The organism is Microbacterium lacusdiani (assembly GCF_054779895.1).
In genome coordinates this window covers 559,413-578,016 of sequence record NZ_BAAGXJ010000003.1, presented here as the reverse complement: position 1 = coordinate 578,016, position 18,604 = coordinate 559,413, and the positions used below count along the sequence as shown (strand labels likewise).

The following is an 18,604-nucleotide window of genomic DNA, read 5'->3' as shown; positions in this document are numbered from 1 at the left end:
CCGTCGCGCCCGCGCGGTCCCTAGCCTCGTCTCAAGGAGGGACCGGATGGCCGCAGCCGATGCGTCGCAGGCGCTGACCGCCTCCGCGCACGTCGCGTTCCTGGCCGTGAGCCTGATGCTCATCCGGATCGACGTGTTCGAGCATCGGCTGCCGGATGTCATCGTGCTTCCCACGACCGCGGGACTGGCCGCGCTGCTGGCGCTCGCTGCAGCGCTCGACGGCGACCTCGCGCCCGCGGGGCGCGCGGCGGCGGGCGGCCTGGTGCTGCTCGGGCTGTACGTCGCGCTGCGGGCCGCGGCGCCGGGCGGGCTCGGCGGCGGCGACGTCAAGCTCGCCGCGGCCGTGGGCGTGTTCCTCGGCTGGCACGGCTGGCTTCCGCTCGCGGTCGGCGCGGCGGCGGGATTCGTGCTCGGCGCGGTCGCCGCGCTGGCCCTCCTCGCCACCGGGCGCGCGAGCCGCGACACGCACATCGCGTTCGGGCCGTGGATGCTGATCGGGGCATGGACCGGCCCGCTGGTCGCCTGACGCGGCGGTGTCAACCGCCTGCGGGGCGCCCGGGACGTCGGTAGGGTCGACGGCATGGCGGGGATCATGGAACGGCTGAAGCTGCTGATCGCATGGGCGCTCGCCCGCAAGCCGGTCCGGGCGTTCCTGCTCTATTCCGAGGGGAAGGGCGCGCTGCTCGCGTCGGCGGTCACATACCGCGCGCTGTTCTCGATCTTCGCCGGGGTCCTGCTGGGCTTCTCGATCGCGGCCATCTGGCTCGCGGGTCGCCCCGACCTGTGGCAGGCGCTGATCTCCGCCGTGAACAGCGTGATCCCGGGACTCGTCGGGGAGGACGCCCTGATCAAGCCGTCGCTGTTGGAGGAGCCGGCCAGCTTCAGCGTGACGGGTGTGATCTCGCTGATCGGCCTGCTCGTCGCGTCGATCGGCGCGGTCGGCGCGCTGCGCGAGGCGATCCGGATGCTGGCCGGGACCAGCCGCAGCGAGGTTCCCGGCGTCATCCTGATGCTGCGGGACCTGCTGTTCGCGGTCGTGTTCGGCGCGCTGCTGGTGGCTGCGGCACTCACGACGTTCCTCGGCTCCGCTTTCGTGTCGCTCGTGCTCGACTGGCTGGGCCTCGGGCAGTCCGGGCTCGCCGAAGGGATGACCCGCGCGGTCGCGGCGCTGGTGACGCTCGCGCTGGACACGGTGCTCGTCGCGCTGATGTTCTGGATGCTCTCGGGCGTGCGGGCGTCGCCGCGCGCCGTGTGGAGCGGCGCCCTGATCGGCGGTGCGGGCCTGCTTGTTCTCCAGCAGCTGTCCGGCCTCTTCGTCGGCGGCGCGACGTCCAATCCGCTGCTCGGAGCGTTCGCGTCGCTGATCGCACTGCTGCTGTGGGTCAACCTGTCCGCGCAGGTGCTGCTGATCGCGTCGGCGTACATCCTTGTCGGCGTCGATGAGCAGCGCGACCGCGTGGGGGAGCGGTTCGCCGCGACCACGTTCGCGCAGCGGCGGGTGCGGCGCGCCGAGCGCTCGGTGCAGGCCGCGGTCGGCGAGCTGGAGGCGGCGCGCGCGGCGGAGCGCACGGAGCACGAGCAGGATCTCCGACGTCTGCGGGAGCACCGGGACTAGGGTGAGGGCATGGCCATCGCACGACTGCACGGCGGACCCCTCGACGGTCAGGTCCTGCCCCTCGAATCGCCCGAGCTCGACCAGCTGATCCTGCCGTACTCGGAGGGGCAGGTGGTCTACAAGCGCGCCGGCGAGCCGGCGCACACGGGAGACGGCGACGGCCCCACCGAGATCCCGTTCCGCTTCGGCGAGGAGGAGCAGGAGATCACCCCCGGCGACGACCACCACCCGGGCGCGTGAGCGTCGACCGCTCCGAGGAGTCCGGGCCGTCGCGCTCGGTCGAGGTCGAGCGCAAGTTCGACGTCGACGCCGGCACGCCCGTGCCGGACTGGACCGCGGTGCCCGGCGTCGCGTCCGTGACCGAGGGCGAGCCGAGCCACCTCGACGCCCTCTACCTCGACACCGACGACCTCGCCCTCGCGCGTGCCGGCGTCGCGCTGCGTCGCCGGACGGGCGGCCCCGACGAGGGGTGGCACCTGAAGGGACCCCTCGTGGACGGCGGGCGCACGGAGCTGCAGTGGCCCCTCGGCGATGGCGACACGCTGCCCGCAGCGGTCGCGACCGAGGTGGCCGAGTACACCCCCTCGCCGCTGTATCCGCTCGCGCGCATCGTGAACGACCGCACCGCCTACCAGCTCCTGGACGCGGACGGCGGCGTGCTGGCGGAGTTCGTGGACGACGCGGTGCGCACGATCGACCTGCGCACGGGCGAGAACCGCGCCTGGCACGAGTGGGAGGTCGAGCTCGGCCCCGCCGCGCCCGCCGAGCGGGCCGCGCGCGAGGCGTTCTTCGCGGCCGTGACCGAGGTCGCCTTCGCCGCGGGGGCGCGCACGGCCACCTCGGCGTCCAAGCTCGCCCGCGCCCTCGGCCACTGACGCATCGCCCCAGACGACGACGGCCCCCGGATGATCCGGGGGCCGTCGGTCGTGAACGGGCTGGTGAGGTTTCGGCTCGCTTCGCTCGCTCAACCTGAGTCGCCGCGCACAACGCGCTTCGCGCATTGATCCGCGTCGACTCACATGTTGATGAAGTGACCCAGGAGGCCGTGGAAGCCCTCCTGCAGCGTCTCCGACAGGGTCGGGTGCGTGTGGACGTTGCGGGCCGCCTCCAGCGCCGTGAGGTCCCACTTCTGCGCGAGCGTGAGCTCGGGCAGCAGCTCCGACACATCCGGGCCGATGAGGTGGGCGCCGATGAGCTCGAGGTGCTCGGCGTCGGCGATCAGCTTCACGAAGCCGACCGGCTCGCCCAGGCCGTTGGCCTTGCCGTTGGCGCTGAACGGGAACTTGGCGACCTTGATCTCGCGACCCTCGGCGCGCGCCTGCTCCTCGGTGAGGCCGAAGCTCGCGACCTGCGGCGAGCAGAACGTCGCGCGCGGCATCATCCGGTAGTCGCCCAGCGGCATGGTCTCGGCCTTGCCGATCGTCTCGGCGGCGACCACGGCCTGCGCCTCGGCCACGTGGGCGAGCTGCAGCTTGGCGGTGACGTCGCCGATCGCGTAGATGCCCTCGACGTTGGTGCGCATGAAGTCGTCGATCTCGATCGCGCCGCGGTCGGTGAGCTTCACGCCCGTGTTCTCGAGGCCGAAGCCCTCGATGTTCGGCGCGAAGCCGACCGACATGAGGACCTTGCCCGCGGTGATCTCGCCCGCGACGCCGTCGCGCGACTCGTACGCGACGTGCACCGACGAGCCGTTGTCGGTGACGGTCTTGACCGCGGTCGACGTGAGGATGTCGATGCCGTACTTCTTGTACTGCTTCTGGATCTCCTTCGAGACCTCGGCGTCCTCGTTGGGGAGGGCGCGGTCGAGGAACTCGATGATGGTGACCTTGACGCCGTAGTTCGACAGCACGTAGGCGAACTCCATGCCGATGGCGCCGGCGCCGACGATGACGATCGACTCGGGCAGCTCGCGCGTGAGGATCTGCTCCTCGTAGGTCACGACGTTGTCGCTCAGCTGCACGCCCGGCAGCAGGCGCACCTTCGAGCCGGTCGCGATGATCACGTTGTCGAACGTGATCTCCTCGGTCGTCCCGTCCGACTTGGCGACCGAGATGGCCTTCGGGCCCGTGAACGTGCCGCGGCCCTCGTACTCGGTGACCTTGTTCTTCTTCATCAGGAAGTGGATGCCCTTGACGTGCGTCTCCGCCACCTTGCGGCTGCGGTCGAACGCCGCGCCGAAGTCGAAGTGCACGTCACCCGAGATGCCGAACAGGTCGGCCTTGTGGGTGAAGGTGTGGGCGATCTCCGCGTTCTTCAGCAGCGCCTTCGACGGGATGCACCCGACGTTGAGGCAGACGCCGCCCCAGTACTTCTCTTCGATGATCGCGACATTGAGTCCGAGCTGCGCGCTGCGCACGGCCGCGACGTAACCGCCGGGACCCGCGCCGAGGATGACGACGTCGTAATGAGCCATGGCTTCAGCCTATCGCCCGGAGGGGGTGCCCGAGCCGCCGTCGCCGGCCCCCGGACCGCCGGGATCGCGCCGCGTGCGGGACACGAGCAGAGCGATCAGCGCGCCGCCGATCGCGGCCGCGCTCGCGCCGAGCAGGATCCACGGCAGGACGTCGCCGAAGCCGCGGTCCTCGTCGGCGGGGACGGGCGTCTCCTCCTGCTCGAGGTCGGTCGGAGCGGGGGTCGTGACGGGCTTCTTGGAGGGCTGGGCCGTCTCGCCCTCGCCGTCCGCCGGCGGCACGGCGGCCGGGTCGCTCGGCTCGGTCGCCGATGCGCTCTCGACCGTGAACGTGAAGGTGCCGTCCGGTACGTGTCCGTCGACGCCTGCCGCTCGCCAGTTCACCGTGTACAGGCCGGGCTCGGCGGGCTCGGACACCTCCTGCCGGATGATCGCCCCCTCGACCACCGCGTCACCTTCGGAGAGGATCGTGCCGGAAGGAGCGACGACATCGATCTGGGCCGTGCCCACCTGCATGGCCTCCGAGAACTCGAGGCTCACCACGTCGGGCAGCTCCGCGATCGTCGACCCATCGGCAGGATTCGTGGCGATGAGCCCACCGTGCGCGGCCGCGGGGGACGCGAAGGAGAGGGAGCTGAGAAGAGCGACCGCGATCGCAGTCGCGGTGCAGGAGAGACGACGGACGTGATGCGATGCGGAGGGCATGCCGTCACGGTACCCGCGTCATCCTGAGCGCCGGCTCGCGAGAGACATCCGGGAGACTTGGGAGATCTGGTCATTCGAACGGGCCCTGTCGATCCGTTAGGCTGATCCGAAAGGAGGGGATGACGTGTCATTCAACGAGGACGCCGGCTCGCCGATCCATCGCGACAGCGACAGCTCGCGGTACGGCTACGACGGCTCGGGCGACTCCACGCAGACGTTCGGGCACGACTCCGACCTGTCCTTCGTGCCTTTCCACGGGGAGCTGAACGCCACGGAGCGCGACGCGATCGCGGCGCTGCCCTCGGGCTCGGCCCTGCTGCTGGTGCGCTCGGGCCCCACGGCGGGCGCGCGCTACCTGCTCGACACGGACGTCACGACGGCGGGCCGCCACCCCGAGGCCGACATCTTCCTCGACGACGTCACGGTGTCGCGCCGTCACGCCGAGATCACGCGCCACCGCACGTCGTTCGAGATCGTCGACCAGCGTTCGCTGAACGGCACGTACGTCAACGGCGAGCGCGTCGACCGTGCGGAGCTGCGCAACGGCGCCGAGGTGCGCATCGGCAAGTTCCGCCTCAACTTCTTCGCCTCGCCCCTGGACCTCGTCGGCGAGGACGGAACGGGGCAGGGCGCCTGATGGCGGCTGCCGCCGCCCGCGAGCCGGCTTCCGCACGGAAGGCGCCCGCGGGCCTTCTGAGCATCGGCCAGGTGCTGGCCAAGCTGACGCCCGAGTTCCCCGCCCTCACCTCCAGCAAGCTGCGCTTCCTCGAGGTGCAGGGCATCGTCACGCCGCAGCGCACCGCCTCGGGCTACCGCAAGTTCTCGCCCGCGGACCTCGACCGGCTGCGGCTCGCGCTCACCCTGCAGCGCGACCACTACCTGCCGCTGATGGTGATCCGCGAGTACCTGGACGACGTCGACGCGGGGCGCTCGCCCGCCACGCCTCAGGTGCCGCCGCCGTCGATCCACCCCGCGGTCCGCCGGCGCACCCGCCAGGAGCTGCTCTCGGCAGCGGGCGCCTCGCCGCAGCTGCTCAACGACGCGGTCAGCACCGGGCTGCTGAAGGCCGCCGACAGCTACGACGACCAGGCGCTCGCGCTGCTGCGCGCGCTGGTGGCGCTCGACCGCCACGGCATCGAGCCGCGGCACGTGCGCGGCATGCGCCAGAGCGCGGAGCGCGAGGTCGCGCTGGTCGAGTCGGCGCTGTCGGCCCTCCTGCGGCGCACCGACGCGGCATCCCGCGCCAAGGCCAGCGAGCTCGCCCCCGAGCTCGCCGCGCGCCTCGACGAGGTGCGCTCGCTGTTGGTCAAGGACGCCCTGGGCCGCCTGCTGGGCTAGCGGCGAGCGGTTGAAGCTCAGGTTGAAGGTCACCCTTGTGTAACGGCCGCGCGACACGCCCCCGGCATCGCACGGATGTCATTGCCGGTGCCCCGGGCCTCCCATACCGTGGAACTGTCATCGAAACGAGGAGGACCTGATGAGCGCTGACGATCACCCGGATCGCGGCATGACCGATCTCCTCTTCACGGACGGTCTTCCCGACCTCGACCCCGAGCAGGGCTACCGCGGCGCGGTCGCCGCCCGCGCCGCCGGCATCACCTACCGCCAGCTCGACTACTGGGCGCGCACGGAGCTCGTCGAGCCCACGGTGCGCAACGCCACCGGCTCGGGCTCGCAGCGCCTCTACGGCTTCCGCGACATCCTGGTCCTCAAGCTCGTCAAGCGCCTGCTCGACACGGGCATCTCCCTCCAGCAGATCCGCACCGCGGTCGAGCAGCTCCGCGCCGCCGGCATCCGCGACCTCGCGGGAACCACGCTGATGAGCGACGGCGCCTCGGTCTACCTGTGCACCTCGAACGACGAGGTCATCGACCTCGTCAGCCGCGGCCAGGGCGTGTTCGGCATCGCGGTCGGCAAGGTGCTGCATGAGGTCGAGGCCACGCTCGTCGACTTCGAGGCCACGACCCCCGACCCGGTCGACGAGCTCGCCGCGCGCCGCGCGAAGCGAACGGCTTGATTTCCAGGAGCGTCCCGCACGCTCGCGCCGACGCTCCGCGCCGGACACTCGCGAGCGAGAACGTCGCTGACGCTCCGTTCGGCAGCGCTTCGCGCTGCGATTGGCCGCTCCGCGGCACGCTCGCTTCGCTCGCACGCCTTTAGATGTCCGGGGTTGCTGTCGGTCGTTGAGCGGAGCGAAGCGAGTCGAGGTCGGCGCCACCCCTGTGGTCGTTGAGCGACGAGCGCTAGCGAGGAGTCGAAACGGGTCGAAGCGACCCGGCCGGCCGGGTTGGTCCGGCCACGTTCTGACTCCGGCTCGTTCCTCGCCTCGGCTCGACGACCACGCGATCAGCGAGCATCGTGCGAGCGAAGCGAGCGTGGAGCGGAGCGACGTCCATCCCTCGAGGAGCGGCATCCGCGAAGCGGGGGCCCGACGAGTGGGAGCTTCCTCTGGTTTAAGAAGTGCTGTCCTGGGGGTCCTCGATGCGGCCCGCGCGCATGATGCGGTCGAGGAGCGCGTCGAAGTCGGCGGCCAGCTCTTGGGCGGACTCGCCGGGCCACACGTGCAGGGGCTTCGCGGCGCCCTGCGCCTGCTGCAGCGACGTGCGCTCCGGCAGCTGCGGCTCGAGCACGAGCGGGCCGAACATGTCGCGCAGCTCCTTGATGCGGAACTGGTGCTCGACCGACTGCGGGCGGACCCGGTTCACGACGATGCCGAGCGGCTGCAGGCGGGGGGAGAGGCCGCGGCGGATCTCCTCGATCGCGCGCAGCGCGCGGTCCGCGGCCGCGACCGAGAACAGGCCGGGCTCCGTGACGACCATGACGCGGTCGCTGGCCGCCCACGCCGTGCGCGTGAGGGCGTTGAGCGACGGCGGGCAGTCGATCAGGACGAGGTCGTACTCCGACTCGATCGAGGCGAGGGCCTCCTCGAGCTTCCAGACGTCCGCCACCGTGGGGTGGGGGCCGTCGAAGTTGATGGCCGACGGGCTGCCGAGCATGACGTCGATCGTGCCGTCGTGCACGCGCGTCCAGCCGCTCGACGTGATCGCCTGACGGACGATCTTCTCCTTGGGGCTGGTGAGCACGTCCGAGACGTTCAGGCGTCCCGCGATCTGCACATCCAGGCCCGTCGAGACGTCCGCCTGGGGATCGAGATCGACCACCAGCGTGCGCAGCGAGCGTGCGAAGGCGGCGGACGCGAGACCGAGAGTCACGGTCGTCTTGCCCACGCCTCCCTTGAGGGAACTGACGCTGAGTACGTGCACAATCCCCAACGTTACAACGCCCTATGCTGAGAACCACGTCTGCGACCCAGGGTCGCGGACCGCGCGGGGACGGCGTACGGCCCTCCCCGTCAGATGACTCTTGTCCGCCCCGGCGCATCCCCACCCGCCGGGACAGCAGAAGGGCCCGCATGTTCAGCAAGATCCTCGTGGCGAACCGTGGTGAGATCGCGATCCGGGCTTTCCGGGCCGCCTATGAGCTGGGAGCGCGGACCGTCGCGGTCTACCCGTACGAAGACCGCAACTCCCTGCACCGCCTGAAGGCCGACGAGGCGTACCGGATCGGCGAGGAGGGCCACCCGGTCCGCGCCTACCTGGATGTCGACGAGATCGTGCGCGTCGCCGTCGAGTCGGGCGCCGACGCCATCTACCCCGGATACGGCTTCCTCTCGGAGAACCCCGACCTCGCCGCCAAGGCCGCCGCGGCCGGCATCACGTTCATCGGCCCGTCCTCGACGGTGCTCGAGATGGCCGGCAACAAGGTCACGGCCAAGGAGCACGCCATCAAGGCCGGCGTTCCCGTGCTGCGCTCCACCGAGGCGTCGGACGACGTCGACACGCTCGTGGCGCAGTCGGACGAGATCGGCTTCCCGCTGTTCGCGAAGGCGGTCGCCGGCGGCGGCGGCCGCGGCATGCGCCGCGTCGAGACCAAGGCCGAGCTGGCGCCCGCGCTGGCCGAGGCCATGCGCGAGGCGAACAGCGCGTTCGGCGACCCGCGGATGTTCCTGGAGCAGGCCGTCGTGCGCCCGCGCCACATCGAGGTGCAGATCCTCGCCGACAAGTCGGGCGCCACGGTGCACCTGTTCGAGCGCGACTGCTCGCTGCAGCGCCGCCACCAGAAGGTCATCGAGATCGCCCCGGCGCCGAACCTCGACGACTCCATCCGCGCCGACCTGCACCGCTACGCCGTGGCCTTCGCGAAGTCGATCGGCTACGAGAACGCCGGCACCGTCGAGTTCCTCCTCGAGACCGCGGGCGAGCGCGCCGGCGAGGTCGTGTTCATCGAGATGAACCCGCGCATCCAGGTCGAGCACACCGTGACCGAGGAGGTCACGGACGTCGACCTCGTGCAGTCGCAGATGCGGATCGCCGCGGGCGAGACGCTCGCCGACCTCGGGCTCGAGCAGGAGTCGATCCACCTGCGCGGCGCGGCCCTGCAGTGCCGCATCACGACCGAGGACCCGGCGCAGGGCTTCCGCCCCGACACGGGCAAGATCACGACCTACCGCTCGCCGGGCGGCGCGGGCATCCGCCTCGACGGCGGCACCACGGCCGCCGGCGCGCAGGTGAGCCCGCACTTCGACTCGATGCTCGCCAAGCTCACGTGCCGCGGCCGCGACTTCGGCGCTGCCGTCGCGCGCGCCCGTCGCGCCCTGGCCGAGTTCCGCATCCGCGGCGTCGCGACCAACATCCCGTTCCTGCAGGCCGTCCTCGACGACCCGCAGTTCGTGAAGGGCGACGTCTCGACGTCGTTCATCGACGAGCGTCCCGAGCTGCTCGCGGGCCGCGTGTCGAAGGACCGCGGATCGAAGGTCCTGAACTGGCTCGTCGACGTCACCGTCAACAAGCCCAACGGTGAGAACCCGCTCGGCATCGCGCCCGCGGTCAAGCTGCCCGCGATCGACCTGGCGACCCCGGCGCCCGCCGGATCGCGCCAGCGCCTGCAGGAGCTCGGCCCCGAGGGCTTCGCCCGCGCGCTGCGCGAGCAGACCGCCCTGGCCGTCACCGAGACGACGTTCCGCGACGCGCACCAGTCGCTCCTCGCGACCCGCGTGCGCACCAGGGACCTCGTGGCGGTCGCGCCCCACGTCGCCCGCCTCACGCCGCAGCTGCTGTCGGTCGAGGCCTGGGGTGGCGCCACGTACGACGTCGCGCTGCGCTTCCTCGCCGAGGACCCGTGGGAGCGCCTCGACAAGCTGCGCGAGGCCCTGCCGAACGTCGCGATCCAGATGCTCCTGCGCGGCCGCAACACGGTCGGCTACACGCCGTACCCGACGGAGGTGACGGACGCGTTCGTGCGCGAGGCGGCGGCGAGCGGCATCGACATCTTCCGCATCTTCGACGCGCTCAACGACGTCTCGCAGATGCGCCCGGCGATCGACGCGGTGCGCGCGACCGGCACCTCGGTCGCGGAGGTCGCGGTCTGCTACACCGGCGACCTGCTGAACCCCGGCGAGACCCTGTACACGCTCGACTACTACCTGCGCCTCGCGGAGCAGATCGTCGACGCCGGCGCGCACATCCTGGCCATCAAGGACATGGCCGGCCTGCTGCGCCCGGCCGCGGCCGCCAAGCTCGTCTCGGCGTTCCGCGAGCGCTTCGATCTGCCCGTCCACGTGCACACGCACGACACCCCGGGCGGCCAGCTCGCCACCCTGCTCGCGGCCAGCGCCGCGGGCGCCGACGCGGTCGACGCGGCCGCCGCCCCCATGGCCGGCACCACGAGCCAGCCGTCGCTGTCGGCCCTGGTCGCCGCGCTCGCGCACACCGAGCGCGACACGGGCATCGACCTGCAGGCGGTCTCCGACCTCGAGCCGTACTGGGAGGCCGTGCGCCACCTGTACAAGCCGTTCGAGTCGGGCCTGGCCGGGCCCACGGGCCGCGTGTACAAGCACGAGATCCCGGGCGGCCAGCTCTCGAACCTGCGCCAGCAGGCGATCGCACTGGGCCTCGCCGACGACTTCGAGCTGATCGAGGACATGTACGCGGCCGCCAACGACATCCTCGGGCGCGTGCCGAAGGTCACGCCCTCGTCGAAGGTCGTGGGCGACCTCGCGCTGCACCTCGCCGCCGTCAAGGCCGACCCCGCCGACTTCGAGCAGAACCCGCACAAGTACGACGTGCCGGACTCCGTCGTGGCGTTCATGGCGGGCGAGCTGGGCGACCTGCCCGGCGGATGGCCCGAGCCCTTCCGCTCGAAGGTGCTTGCGGGCCGCGACATCAAGCCGAGCATCACGCCGCTGGAGCCGGCCGACGCCGAGGCCCTCGAGGGCGAGTCGGCGCAGCGCCGCTCGACGCTGAACCGTCTGCTGTTCCCGCAGCCGACCAAGGCGTTCGAGACCGCGCGCGAGACGTACGGCGACCTCTCGGTGCTCGACACCGCTGACTACCTGTACGGGCTCGAGCAGGGCGGCGAGCACGTCGTCGAGATCGAGCGCGGCGTGCAGCTGTTCGTCGGCCTCGAGGCGATCGGCGAGCCGGACGACAAGGGCTACCGCTCGGTCATGACGACGCTCAACGGCCAGCTGCGACCCGTCGCCGCGCGCGACCGAAGCATCGAGGTCGAGACGCACGCCGCCGAGAAGGCGGACACGTCCAAGCCCGGCCAGGTCGCCGCGCCGTTCTCCGGCGTGGTCACCCTCAAGGTGGCGGTCGGCGACCGCGTCGAGGCCGGCCAGGCGGTCGCGTCGATCGAGGCCATGAAGATGGAGGCGGCGATCACCACCACGCACGGCGGAATCGTCGAGCGGCTCGCGGTCGGCCCCACCCAGCAGGTGGACGGCGGCGACCTTTTGGTCGTCATCGCCACCGGACAGTAATCTGGGGGGCGCCCGGCCTCGCCCGGGCGCCGGGGCGGGAGGGGCTCGCCCGTGTGGGGACAGCACCCCGTTGGAGTGAAGCCGCAGTGGTGAAGAAGATCACGACCGATCCCGATGACCTCGAGGCGGACGGCGAGGACCACGGCGTCCTCGCCGCCGCCGGCCTCGACACCACCGCGATCGGCATCCTGAGCCCGCAGACGGCCCAGGTGCGCGTCGTGCTGCCTCAGGTGCTCGAGGAGCCCGACGACGAGATCGTCGACGACGAGATCGAGCCCGGCGATCTGCGCAGCGGGGGCATCGTGATCGAGCTGCCCGCCGACGAGGTCGACGAGATCGAGGCCGCTGCCGAGGCCGCGGAGACCGCGGGGGACGAGACGACCCTCACGGGCGAGATCATCGAGGAGCCCGGCGACGCCGAGGACGAGGTGATCGACGTGGTCGTCGTGTCGGATGCCGCGGATGCCGCAGATGAGCCCGAGGACGGCGTCGATCGGACCGAGGACGCCGAGTCCGGCGCGTCCGAATCCGAGCAGCCCGAGTCGGAGGAGTCCGAGTCCGAGGAGTCCGACGCCGAGGAGTTCGAGGCCGAGGAGCTCGAGGCCGAGGCCTCGGGCTTCGACGAGCCGGAGTCCGAAGAGCCCGAGAACGGGGCCCAGGACGAGCTCGAGGAGAGCGAGCCCGAAGACGCCGAGGGGATCGAGGCGGCCGCAGACGCCGACGAGATCCCGGAGGAGCCGGACGCCGTCGCGGCCCAGGTCGACGCCTGGCGTGCCGCCGCGGCCGCGCTCGCGGCGGAGCACGCCGCCGCGCACGCGGTGCCCGATCCCGCCGAGGCCGAGGGCTCCGACGACGACGAATCCCCGGAAGAGGGGGAGGACGCGTTCGCGCACCTGTTCGACGACGAGGACGAGCCCGACGACGCCGAGGACGCGGACGAGGCGGAGGACTCGGACCACGCGGAGGACGCGCACGGCGCGGAGGACGCAGACGACGTGACGCCCGAGGCGCCGCTCGCCGAGGAACCCGCGCCGGCGGCGACGCCCGCGCAGCGCCCCCAGACGTTCGCCCGGCTATGGGCGGAGGAGACGGCCGCAGCGCGCGCCGCGTCCACGAGCCTCGAGCCGGCGCCCCTCACGAAGACGCAGACGACAGGAGCACTCGAGATGACCGCGCGACGCCTGGAGGATCTCGGCAGGAACGCGGATCGCGAGTCCAGCGATCTGCTCACGCCCGACCGCGTGCTCAACCCGCAGCGCGCTCCGAAGGCGGCGCCGGAGGGCGTGTGGAGCGAGCTCGTGTACGGCCTCACCGGCGGCCGCGTGAACCTCGGCGACAGCCGCAAGGCGCGTGCGCGCAAGGCGCTGGAGGCGCGTGTCGCGGCCCCGCTGGCCGGGGAGACGCGGTTCGTGCCGGTGCTCAGCCGCAAGGGCGGCGTGGGCAAGACCACCGTCACGACGCTGCTCGGCATGGCGCTGGCCGACGGGCGCGAGGACCGCGTGATCGCGATCGACGCCAACCCCGACCGCGGCACCCTCGCCGACCGCATCGGCAAGCGCGTCGACAAGACCGTGCGCGACCTGGTCCACACGGCCGGCGACATCCGGGGCTTCAGCGACATGTCCCGCTTCGTCGCGCGCGACGAGACGCGCCTCGACGTGCTGGCGTCGGACACCGACCCGCGCATCTCGCAGGCCTTCGGCGAGGAGGACTACCGCACGGTCGCCGACGTGGCCGAGCACTTCTACTCGCTCGTGCTGACCGACACCGGCACCGGTATCATCCACTCCGTCATGGGCGCCACGCTGAAGCACGCGGATCAGCTGGTGATCGTGACGGGCCTGAGCCTCGACGAGGTGCGCCTGGCATCCGAGACCCTGACCTGGCTCGAGTCGAACGGCTACGAGGACCTCGCGCGCAACAGCATCGTGGTGCTCAACCAGCAGTCCGCCGGTGCGCCGATGGTGCGCCTGAGCGAGCTCGAGGTGCACTTCGGCAGCCGCGTGCGCACGGTCGTGCACCTGCCGTACGACCCCGCGCTGGCCACCGGTAGCGCGATCGTCTACCGCGAGCTCCAGCCGGAGACCCGGCAGGCCGCGCGCGAGCTCGCCGCCCGCGTGATCGACGGCCTGCGCGCCGAGGGTCGCACGGCGTGACCGCGCGCGAGATCCGCCTGTACGGCGACCCCGTGCTGCGCACGCCGTGCGCCGAGATCGAGACGATCGACGAGGGCGTGCGCGCGCTCGTCCAGGACCTGCTGGACTCGGTGGCGCTGCCCGGCCGCGCCGGCGTCGCGGCACCCCAGATCGGCGTCGCCCTGCGCGCCTTCAGCTACAACATCGACGGCGACATCGGCTACATCCTGAACCCGCGCCTGGTCGAGGTCCGCGGCGAGCCGGAGCCCACGGGGGAGGGGTGCCTGTCGGTGCCCGGCCTGTGGCACGACGCGCTGCGCCATCCCTACGCGCGCGCCGAGGGCATCGACCTCGACGGCCGCCCCGTCGTTCTCGAGGGCGAGGGGCTGATGGCCCAGATGCTCCAGCACGAGACCGACCACCTCGACGGCGTCGTCTACCTGCAGCGCCTCACCAAGGAGGAGCGCGCCAAGGCCATGAAAGCCGTCCGCGAGTCCGACTGGTTTTGATTTTCTCTGTTCGGTGATCCCCCGCTCAGTTCGGGAGGGGGATCACCTGTTCCCCTGTGCGAGCGAAGCGAGCGTGGAGCGAAGCGACTGCCGACCACCTCGAGAACGCGATCTTCCCGCCCGGGATGGAGCGCCAGCGACAGCCCGCGATCGAGAGTCCCGGCGCGCCAGCGCCGGGCGAGCGATCGCGCACGCACCATGCACTACCCCGCGAAGCGGGAAATAAAGAATCTCAACCGAGGGAGACGTTGCTGGTCGACGTCGGGGTCGTGTAGAGGTCCTCGATCTCGCGGGCGAAGTCCTTCATGATCTCGGCGCGCTTGATCGACATCTTGGGCGTCAGGTGGCCGGTGGCCTCGGTCCACTCGGTCCCGAGGATGGCGAACTTGCGGATCGACTCGGCGCGCGACACCTTCGTGTTGGCCTCGTCGATCGCCCGCTGCACCTCGGCCCGGACGGTCGGGTTCTGCGCGGCCTGCTCCAGCGTCAGGTCGGAGCTCTCGCCGTGCGTGGCCAGCCAGGCCGGAAGCATCTCGGGGTCGAGCGTCACGAGCGCCGAGATGAAGGGCTTCTGGTCGCCGACCACGACCACCTGGGCGACGATCGGGTTCGCGCGGATGGGGTCCTCGAGCGCGGCGGGGGCGACGTTCTTGCCGCCGGCCGTGACGATGATCTCCTTCTTGCGGCCCGTGATCGTGAGGTACCCGTCGGCGTCGAACGACCCGATGTCGCCCGTGCGGAACCACTCGCCGTCGAACGCCTCGGCGGTGGCCTCGGGGTTCTTCCAGTACTCCTTGAACACGTTGACGCCCTTGACCTGGATCTCGCCGTCCTCGGCCGCGCGCACCGCCACGCCGGGAAGCGCGGGGCCGACCGTGCCGACCTTGCTGAGGCCCGGCAGGTTGACCGTCGCGGGAGCCGTGGTCTCGGTGAGGCCGTAGCCCTCCAGGATCGTGATCCCGAGGCTGTGGTAGAAGTGGCCCAGGCGCGGGCCCAGGGGAGCGGAGCCCGAGACGGCGTACGTGACCCGGCCGCCCATGAGCGCGCGCAGCTTGGAGTAGACGAGCTTGTCGAACAGCGCGAACTTGACCTTCAGGCCCAGGCCGATCCGCTCGCCGTCCTGCAGGCGACGCGAGTGCTCCACGGCGGTCGCGGCAGCCGCACGGAAGATCTTCCCCTTGCCGCCGGCCTCGGACTTCTGCTCGGCCGAGTTGTAGACCTTCTCGAACACGCGGGGGACCGCGAGCAGGAGCGTCGGCTGGAAGGATCCGAGCGTCTTGACGAGGTTCTTGGTGTTGGGCTCGTGGCCGGTCTTGACGCCGGCGTGGATGTAGAGGACCGACATGAACCGGGCGAACACGTGCGCGGTCGTGATGAACAGGACGGTGGAGGCGCCCGGCTGGTGGACGACCTCGCTCAGCGCCTCGGCCGCGTTGCGGGCCGTCTCGACGAAGTTGCTGTGCGTGAGCACGCACCCCTTCGGGCGGCCGGTCGAACCGGACGTGTAGATCAGCGTCGCGATGTCGGAGCCCTTCGCCAGGCTGCGGCGGCGCTCGATCTCCGCGTCGGGCACGTCGGCACCGCGCGCGCTCAGGTCGGCGATCATGCCCTCGTCCATGCGCCATACCGACCCGACGAGCGGCAGCTCCGCCTTGACCTGCTGGAACGTGTCGTGGTGCGCGGCCGTCTCGACGATCAGGCCCACCGCGCCCGAGTCGGACAGGATCCACTGCACCTGCGCGGGCGAGCTGGTCTCGTAGACCGGGACCATGACGGCGCCCGCGTAGAACAGCGCGAAGTCGACGAGCGTCCAGTCGTACGTGGTCTTGGCGAGGAAGCCGATCTTGTCTCCCGGCTGCACGCCGGCCGCGACGAAGCCCTTCGCGAGAGCGATGACCTGGCGCTCGAACTCGGCCGCGGTGACGTCGCGCCAGCCGTCGCCCTCGGGGATCCCGAAGATCACCTTGTCGGGCGTGGTGCGGGCCCGCTCGACGAGCAGGTCGGCGACGTTCGCCTCGGGGTCGGCGGGGACGATCGCGGGGGTCGAGAACTCGCTCACGGCAGCTCCTTCGGTACCGGATGGGCAGGCTGGCTCGAGTCTACTCACGCGTGAGCATCGCGCCCATGCGCGACGCGATCCGAAGGGGCCGCGCGCCCGCCCGCTAGACTTCAGTGCGCGCCGCCGCGAGGGCGGCCGCGGCGGCTCGAAGGGATGTGCTCGCGGTGTTCTACTGGCTGATGAAGTACATCGTCGTCGGGCCGATCGTGAAGGCGATCTTCCGGCCGTGGATCATCGGCGCCGAGCACATCCCGCCGACCGGAGCGGCGATCCTCGCCAGCAACCACCTGTCGGTGTCGGACTCGATCTTCCTGCCGCTCATGATCGAGCGGCCCATGACGTTCCTGGCCAAGGCGGAGTACTTCACGGGCCGCGGCCTCAAGGGCTGGGCGACGAAGTGGTTCATGAAGGGCACCGGCCAGATCCCGATCGACCGCTCGGGCGGATCCGCGTCGGAGGCCGCGCTCAACACGGCGCTGCAGGTGCTCGGCCGCGGCGACCTGCTCGGCATCTACCCGGAGGGCACCCGCAGCCCCGACGGCATCCTGTACCGCGGCCGGACGGGCATCGCCCGCATGGCCCTCGAGGCGAAGGTGCCGGTCGTCCCGGTCGTCATGGTCGACACCGACACGATGATGCCGATCGGCACGACCATCCCGCGCGTCGTGCGGGTGGGCGTCGTGATCGGCGAGCCGCTCGACTTCAGCCGCTACGAGGGCATGGAGAACGACCGCTACATCCTCCGCTCGGTGACCGACGAGATCATGGTGGCGATCCAGCGGCTGGGGCAGCAGCGGTACCGCGACGTCTACGCGTCGTCGGTCAAGAACCAGCTCGCCGCGCAGGCCCGGTCGGCCGCGCCCGCGGGTGAGGCGCTGGCCGAGGCTCCGACCGCCGGAGCCGCGTCGCCCGCCGACTGACACGCGGTGCTCGGAGGCCTCGAGACGCCGGTAGCATCGTGGGGTGCGAAACACCGACCCTCTGGACATCTGGCGATCCCTTCCGATCAAGCAGCAGCCGGAGTGGCCGGACTATTCGGAGGTCGAGCGCGTCTCGGCCGAGCTCGCCCAGCAGCCGCCGCTCGTCTTCGCGGGCGAGGTCGACAGCCTGAAGCACCGCCTCGGCGAGGCCGCGGCGGGCCGGTCGTTCCTGCTGCAGGGCGGCGACTGCGCCGAGACCTTCGCGGGCGCGACGGCCGACAAGATCCGCAACCGCGTCAAGACGCTGCTGCAGATGGCCGTGGTGCTGACGTACGGCGCATCCATGCCGGTCATCAAGATGGGCCGCATGGCGGGCCAGTTCGCCAAGCCGCGCTCGAGCGACCTCGAGACGCGCGGCGACGTGACCCTGCCGGCCTACCGCGGCGACATCGCGAACGGGTACGACTTCACGGCCGTCTCGCGCACACCTGACCCCCAGCGGCTGCTGAAGGCGTACCACACCTCGGCCTCGACGCTGAACCTCATCCGTGCGTTCACGCAGGGCGGCTTCGCCGACCTGCGCGAGGTGCACTCGTGGAACAAGGGCTTCGCCGAGAACCCGGCGAACCAGCGTTACGAGGGCCTGGCGCGCGAGATCGACCGCGCCGTCAAGTTCATGGAGGCCGCCGGGGCGGACTTCGACGAGCTGCGCCGCGTCGAGTTCTACACGGGCCACGAGGGCCTGCTGATGGACTACGAGCGCCCGCTGACGCGTATCGACTCGCGCACCGGCACGCCGTACAACACGTCGGCGCACTTCCTGTGGATCGGCGAGCGCACGCGCGACCTCGACGGCGCGCACGTCGACTACTTCTCGCGCATCCGCAACCCCATCGGCGTCAAGCTCGGCCCGACCACCACGCCGGAGACGGCGCTGGCGCTGATCGACAAGCTCGACCCCGAGCGCGAGCCGGGGCGCCTGACGTTCATCACGCGCATGGGCGCCGGGAAGATCCGCGACGCGCTGCCGCCGCTGCTCGAGGCCGTCAAGGACTCGGGCGCCCTGCCGCTGTGGGTCACCGACCCCATGCACGGCAACGGCATCACGACGCCGACCGGCTACAAGACGCGCCGCTTCGACGACGTCGTGGACGAGGTCCGCGGCTTCTTCGAGGCGCACCGCGCCGTCGGGACGTACCCGGGCGGCATCCACGTCGAGCTCACGGGCGACGACGTCACGGAGTGCCTGGGCGGATCCGAGCAGATCGACGAGGCAACGCTCGCGACCCGCTACGAGTCGCTGTGCGACCCGCGCCTGAACCACATGCAGTCGCTCGAGCTGGCCTTCCTCGTGGCGGAGGAGCTCGAGAAGCGCTGAGCGCGTACGCGGAACGCCCCGGATCTCCTCGCGAGATCCGGGGCGTTCCGCTT

Annotated in this window: 16 protein-coding genes; 12 read left to right on the top strand and 4 right to left on the bottom strand. The window is 71.3% G+C overall.

All coding sequences use genetic code 11. The features are described 5' to 3' along the window. The first annotated feature begins 46 nt into the window (after nucleotides 1-46). From ACYVGN_RS04895 to ACYVGN_RS04880, 4 genes are read left to right on the top strand one after another with little or no spacing between them, the layout of a single operon-like run. Entirely contained in the window at nucleotides 47-526 is a 480-nt protein-coding gene (locus ACYVGN_RS04895; protein ID WP_055991667.1) for a prepilin peptidase, read from the top strand. 54 nt (nucleotides 527-580) lie between these two features. Beyond that, nucleotides 581-1,615 (top strand): YihY/virulence factor BrkB family protein, encoded by a 1,035-nt coding sequence (locus ACYVGN_RS04890; RefSeq protein WP_460789124.1) that lies wholly within the window; start codon nucleotides 581-583, stop codon nucleotides 1,613-1,615. A gap of 9 nt (nucleotides 1,616-1,624) precedes the next feature. Beyond that, entirely contained in the window at nucleotides 1,625-1,855 is a 231-nt protein-coding gene (locus tag ACYVGN_RS04885; protein WP_134745659.1) for a response regulator, read from the top strand. Next, nucleotides 1,852-2,490: a CYTH domain-containing protein gene (locus tag ACYVGN_RS04880; RefSeq protein WP_460789122.1), complete on the top strand. Its 639-nt coding sequence runs from the start codon at nucleotides 1,852-1,854 to the stop codon at nucleotides 2,488-2,490. The genes ACYVGN_RS04885 and ACYVGN_RS04880 overlap by 4 nt, the downstream gene beginning before the upstream one ends. Nucleotides 2,491-2,630: 140 nt before the next feature. On the opposite strand, the gene lpdA is transcribed toward ACYVGN_RS04880, so the two are convergent. Together lpdA and ACYVGN_RS04870 are read right to left on the bottom strand one after the other, a co-directional pair. Then, the gene (lpdA, locus tag ACYVGN_RS04875; protein WP_460789120.1) at nucleotides 2,631-4,028 is read right to left on the bottom strand and encodes a dihydrolipoyl dehydrogenase; all 1,398 of its coding nucleotides are present in this window, start codon (nucleotides 4,026-4,028) and stop codon (nucleotides 2,631-2,633) included. Nucleotides 4,029-4,037: 9 nt separating this feature from the next. Continuing rightward, complete coding sequence (locus ACYVGN_RS04870) at nucleotides 4,038-4,730, bottom strand: copper resistance CopC family protein (protein ID WP_460789118.1); 693 nt, start codon at nucleotides 4,728-4,730, stop codon at nucleotides 4,038-4,040. Nucleotides 4,731-4,884: 154 nt separating this feature from the next. Here ACYVGN_RS04870 and ACYVGN_RS04865 point away from each other — a divergent pair, with 154 nt between their 5' ends. From ACYVGN_RS04865 to ACYVGN_RS04855, 3 genes are all read left to right on the top strand, one after another. Further along, on the top strand, nucleotides 4,885-5,367 hold the full coding sequence (locus ACYVGN_RS04865; protein ID WP_055991994.1) for an FHA domain-containing protein: 483 nt from the start codon (nucleotides 4,885-4,887) through the stop codon (nucleotides 5,365-5,367). Further along, on the top strand, nucleotides 5,367-6,068 hold the full coding sequence (gene ftsR, locus ACYVGN_RS04860) for a transcriptional regulator FtsR (RefSeq protein ID WP_460789116.1): 702 nt from the start codon (nucleotides 5,367-5,369) through the stop codon (nucleotides 6,066-6,068). The genes ACYVGN_RS04865 and ftsR overlap by 1 nt, the downstream gene beginning before the upstream one ends. A gap of 139 nt (nucleotides 6,069-6,207) precedes the next feature. Then, the gene (locus ACYVGN_RS04855) at nucleotides 6,208-6,747 is read left to right on the top strand and encodes a MerR family transcriptional regulator (RefSeq protein ID WP_055991689.1); all 540 of its coding nucleotides are present in this window, start codon (nucleotides 6,208-6,210) and stop codon (nucleotides 6,745-6,747) included. Between the two features lie 436 nt (nucleotides 6,748-7,183). Here the strand turns inward: ACYVGN_RS04855 and ACYVGN_RS04850 are convergent, their stop codons facing one another. Next, a complete protein-coding gene (locus ACYVGN_RS04850; RefSeq protein ID WP_460789115.1) occupies nucleotides 7,184-7,993 on the bottom strand; it encodes a ParA family protein in 810 nt (269 codons plus the stop codon). A gap of 149 nt (nucleotides 7,994-8,142) precedes the next feature. On the opposite strand from ACYVGN_RS04850, the gene ACYVGN_RS04845 reads away from it, so the two are divergent. From ACYVGN_RS04845 to ACYVGN_RS04835, 3 genes are all read left to right on the top strand, one after another. After that, nucleotides 8,143-11,550 carry a pyruvate carboxylase gene (locus tag ACYVGN_RS04845; protein WP_460789113.1) on the top strand — a complete coding sequence of 1,136 codons (3,408 nt, stop codon included), beginning with the start codon at nucleotides 8,143-8,145 and terminating at the stop codon, nucleotides 11,548-11,550. Nucleotides 11,551-11,639: 89 nt separating this feature from the next. Beyond that, nucleotides 11,640-13,706 (top strand): MinD/ParA family ATP-binding protein, encoded by a 2,067-nt coding sequence (locus tag ACYVGN_RS04840; protein WP_460789112.1) that lies wholly within the window; start codon nucleotides 11,640-11,642, stop codon nucleotides 13,704-13,706. After that, nucleotides 13,703-14,194: a peptide deformylase gene (locus ACYVGN_RS04835; RefSeq protein ID WP_055991697.1), complete on the top strand. Its 492-nt coding sequence runs from the start codon at nucleotides 13,703-13,705 to the stop codon at nucleotides 14,192-14,194. The genes ACYVGN_RS04840 and ACYVGN_RS04835 overlap by 4 nt, the downstream gene beginning before the upstream one ends. A gap of 232 nt (nucleotides 14,195-14,426) precedes the next feature. Here ACYVGN_RS04835 and ACYVGN_RS04830 read toward each other — a convergent pair whose 3' ends face one another. Further along, nucleotides 14,427-16,253, bottom strand: a complete 1,827-nt coding sequence (locus tag ACYVGN_RS04830) for an AMP-dependent synthetase/ligase (RefSeq protein WP_460789110.1) — start codon at nucleotides 16,251-16,253, stop codon at nucleotides 14,427-14,429. Nucleotides 16,254-16,417: 164 nt separating this feature from the next. Between ACYVGN_RS04830 and ACYVGN_RS04825 the strand changes: the two genes are divergently transcribed. Then, nucleotides 16,418-17,173 (top strand): lysophospholipid acyltransferase family protein, encoded by a 756-nt coding sequence (locus ACYVGN_RS04825; RefSeq protein WP_460789233.1) that lies wholly within the window; start codon nucleotides 16,418-16,420, stop codon nucleotides 17,171-17,173. A 43-nt stretch (nucleotides 17,174-17,216) separates the two neighbouring features. Next, nucleotides 17,217-18,551, top strand: coding sequence for a class II 3-deoxy-7-phosphoheptulonate synthase (locus tag ACYVGN_RS04820; RefSeq protein ID WP_055991703.1), 1,335 nt, complete (start codon nucleotides 17,217-17,219; stop codon nucleotides 18,549-18,551). Nucleotides 18,552-18,604: the final 53 nt, after the last annotated feature.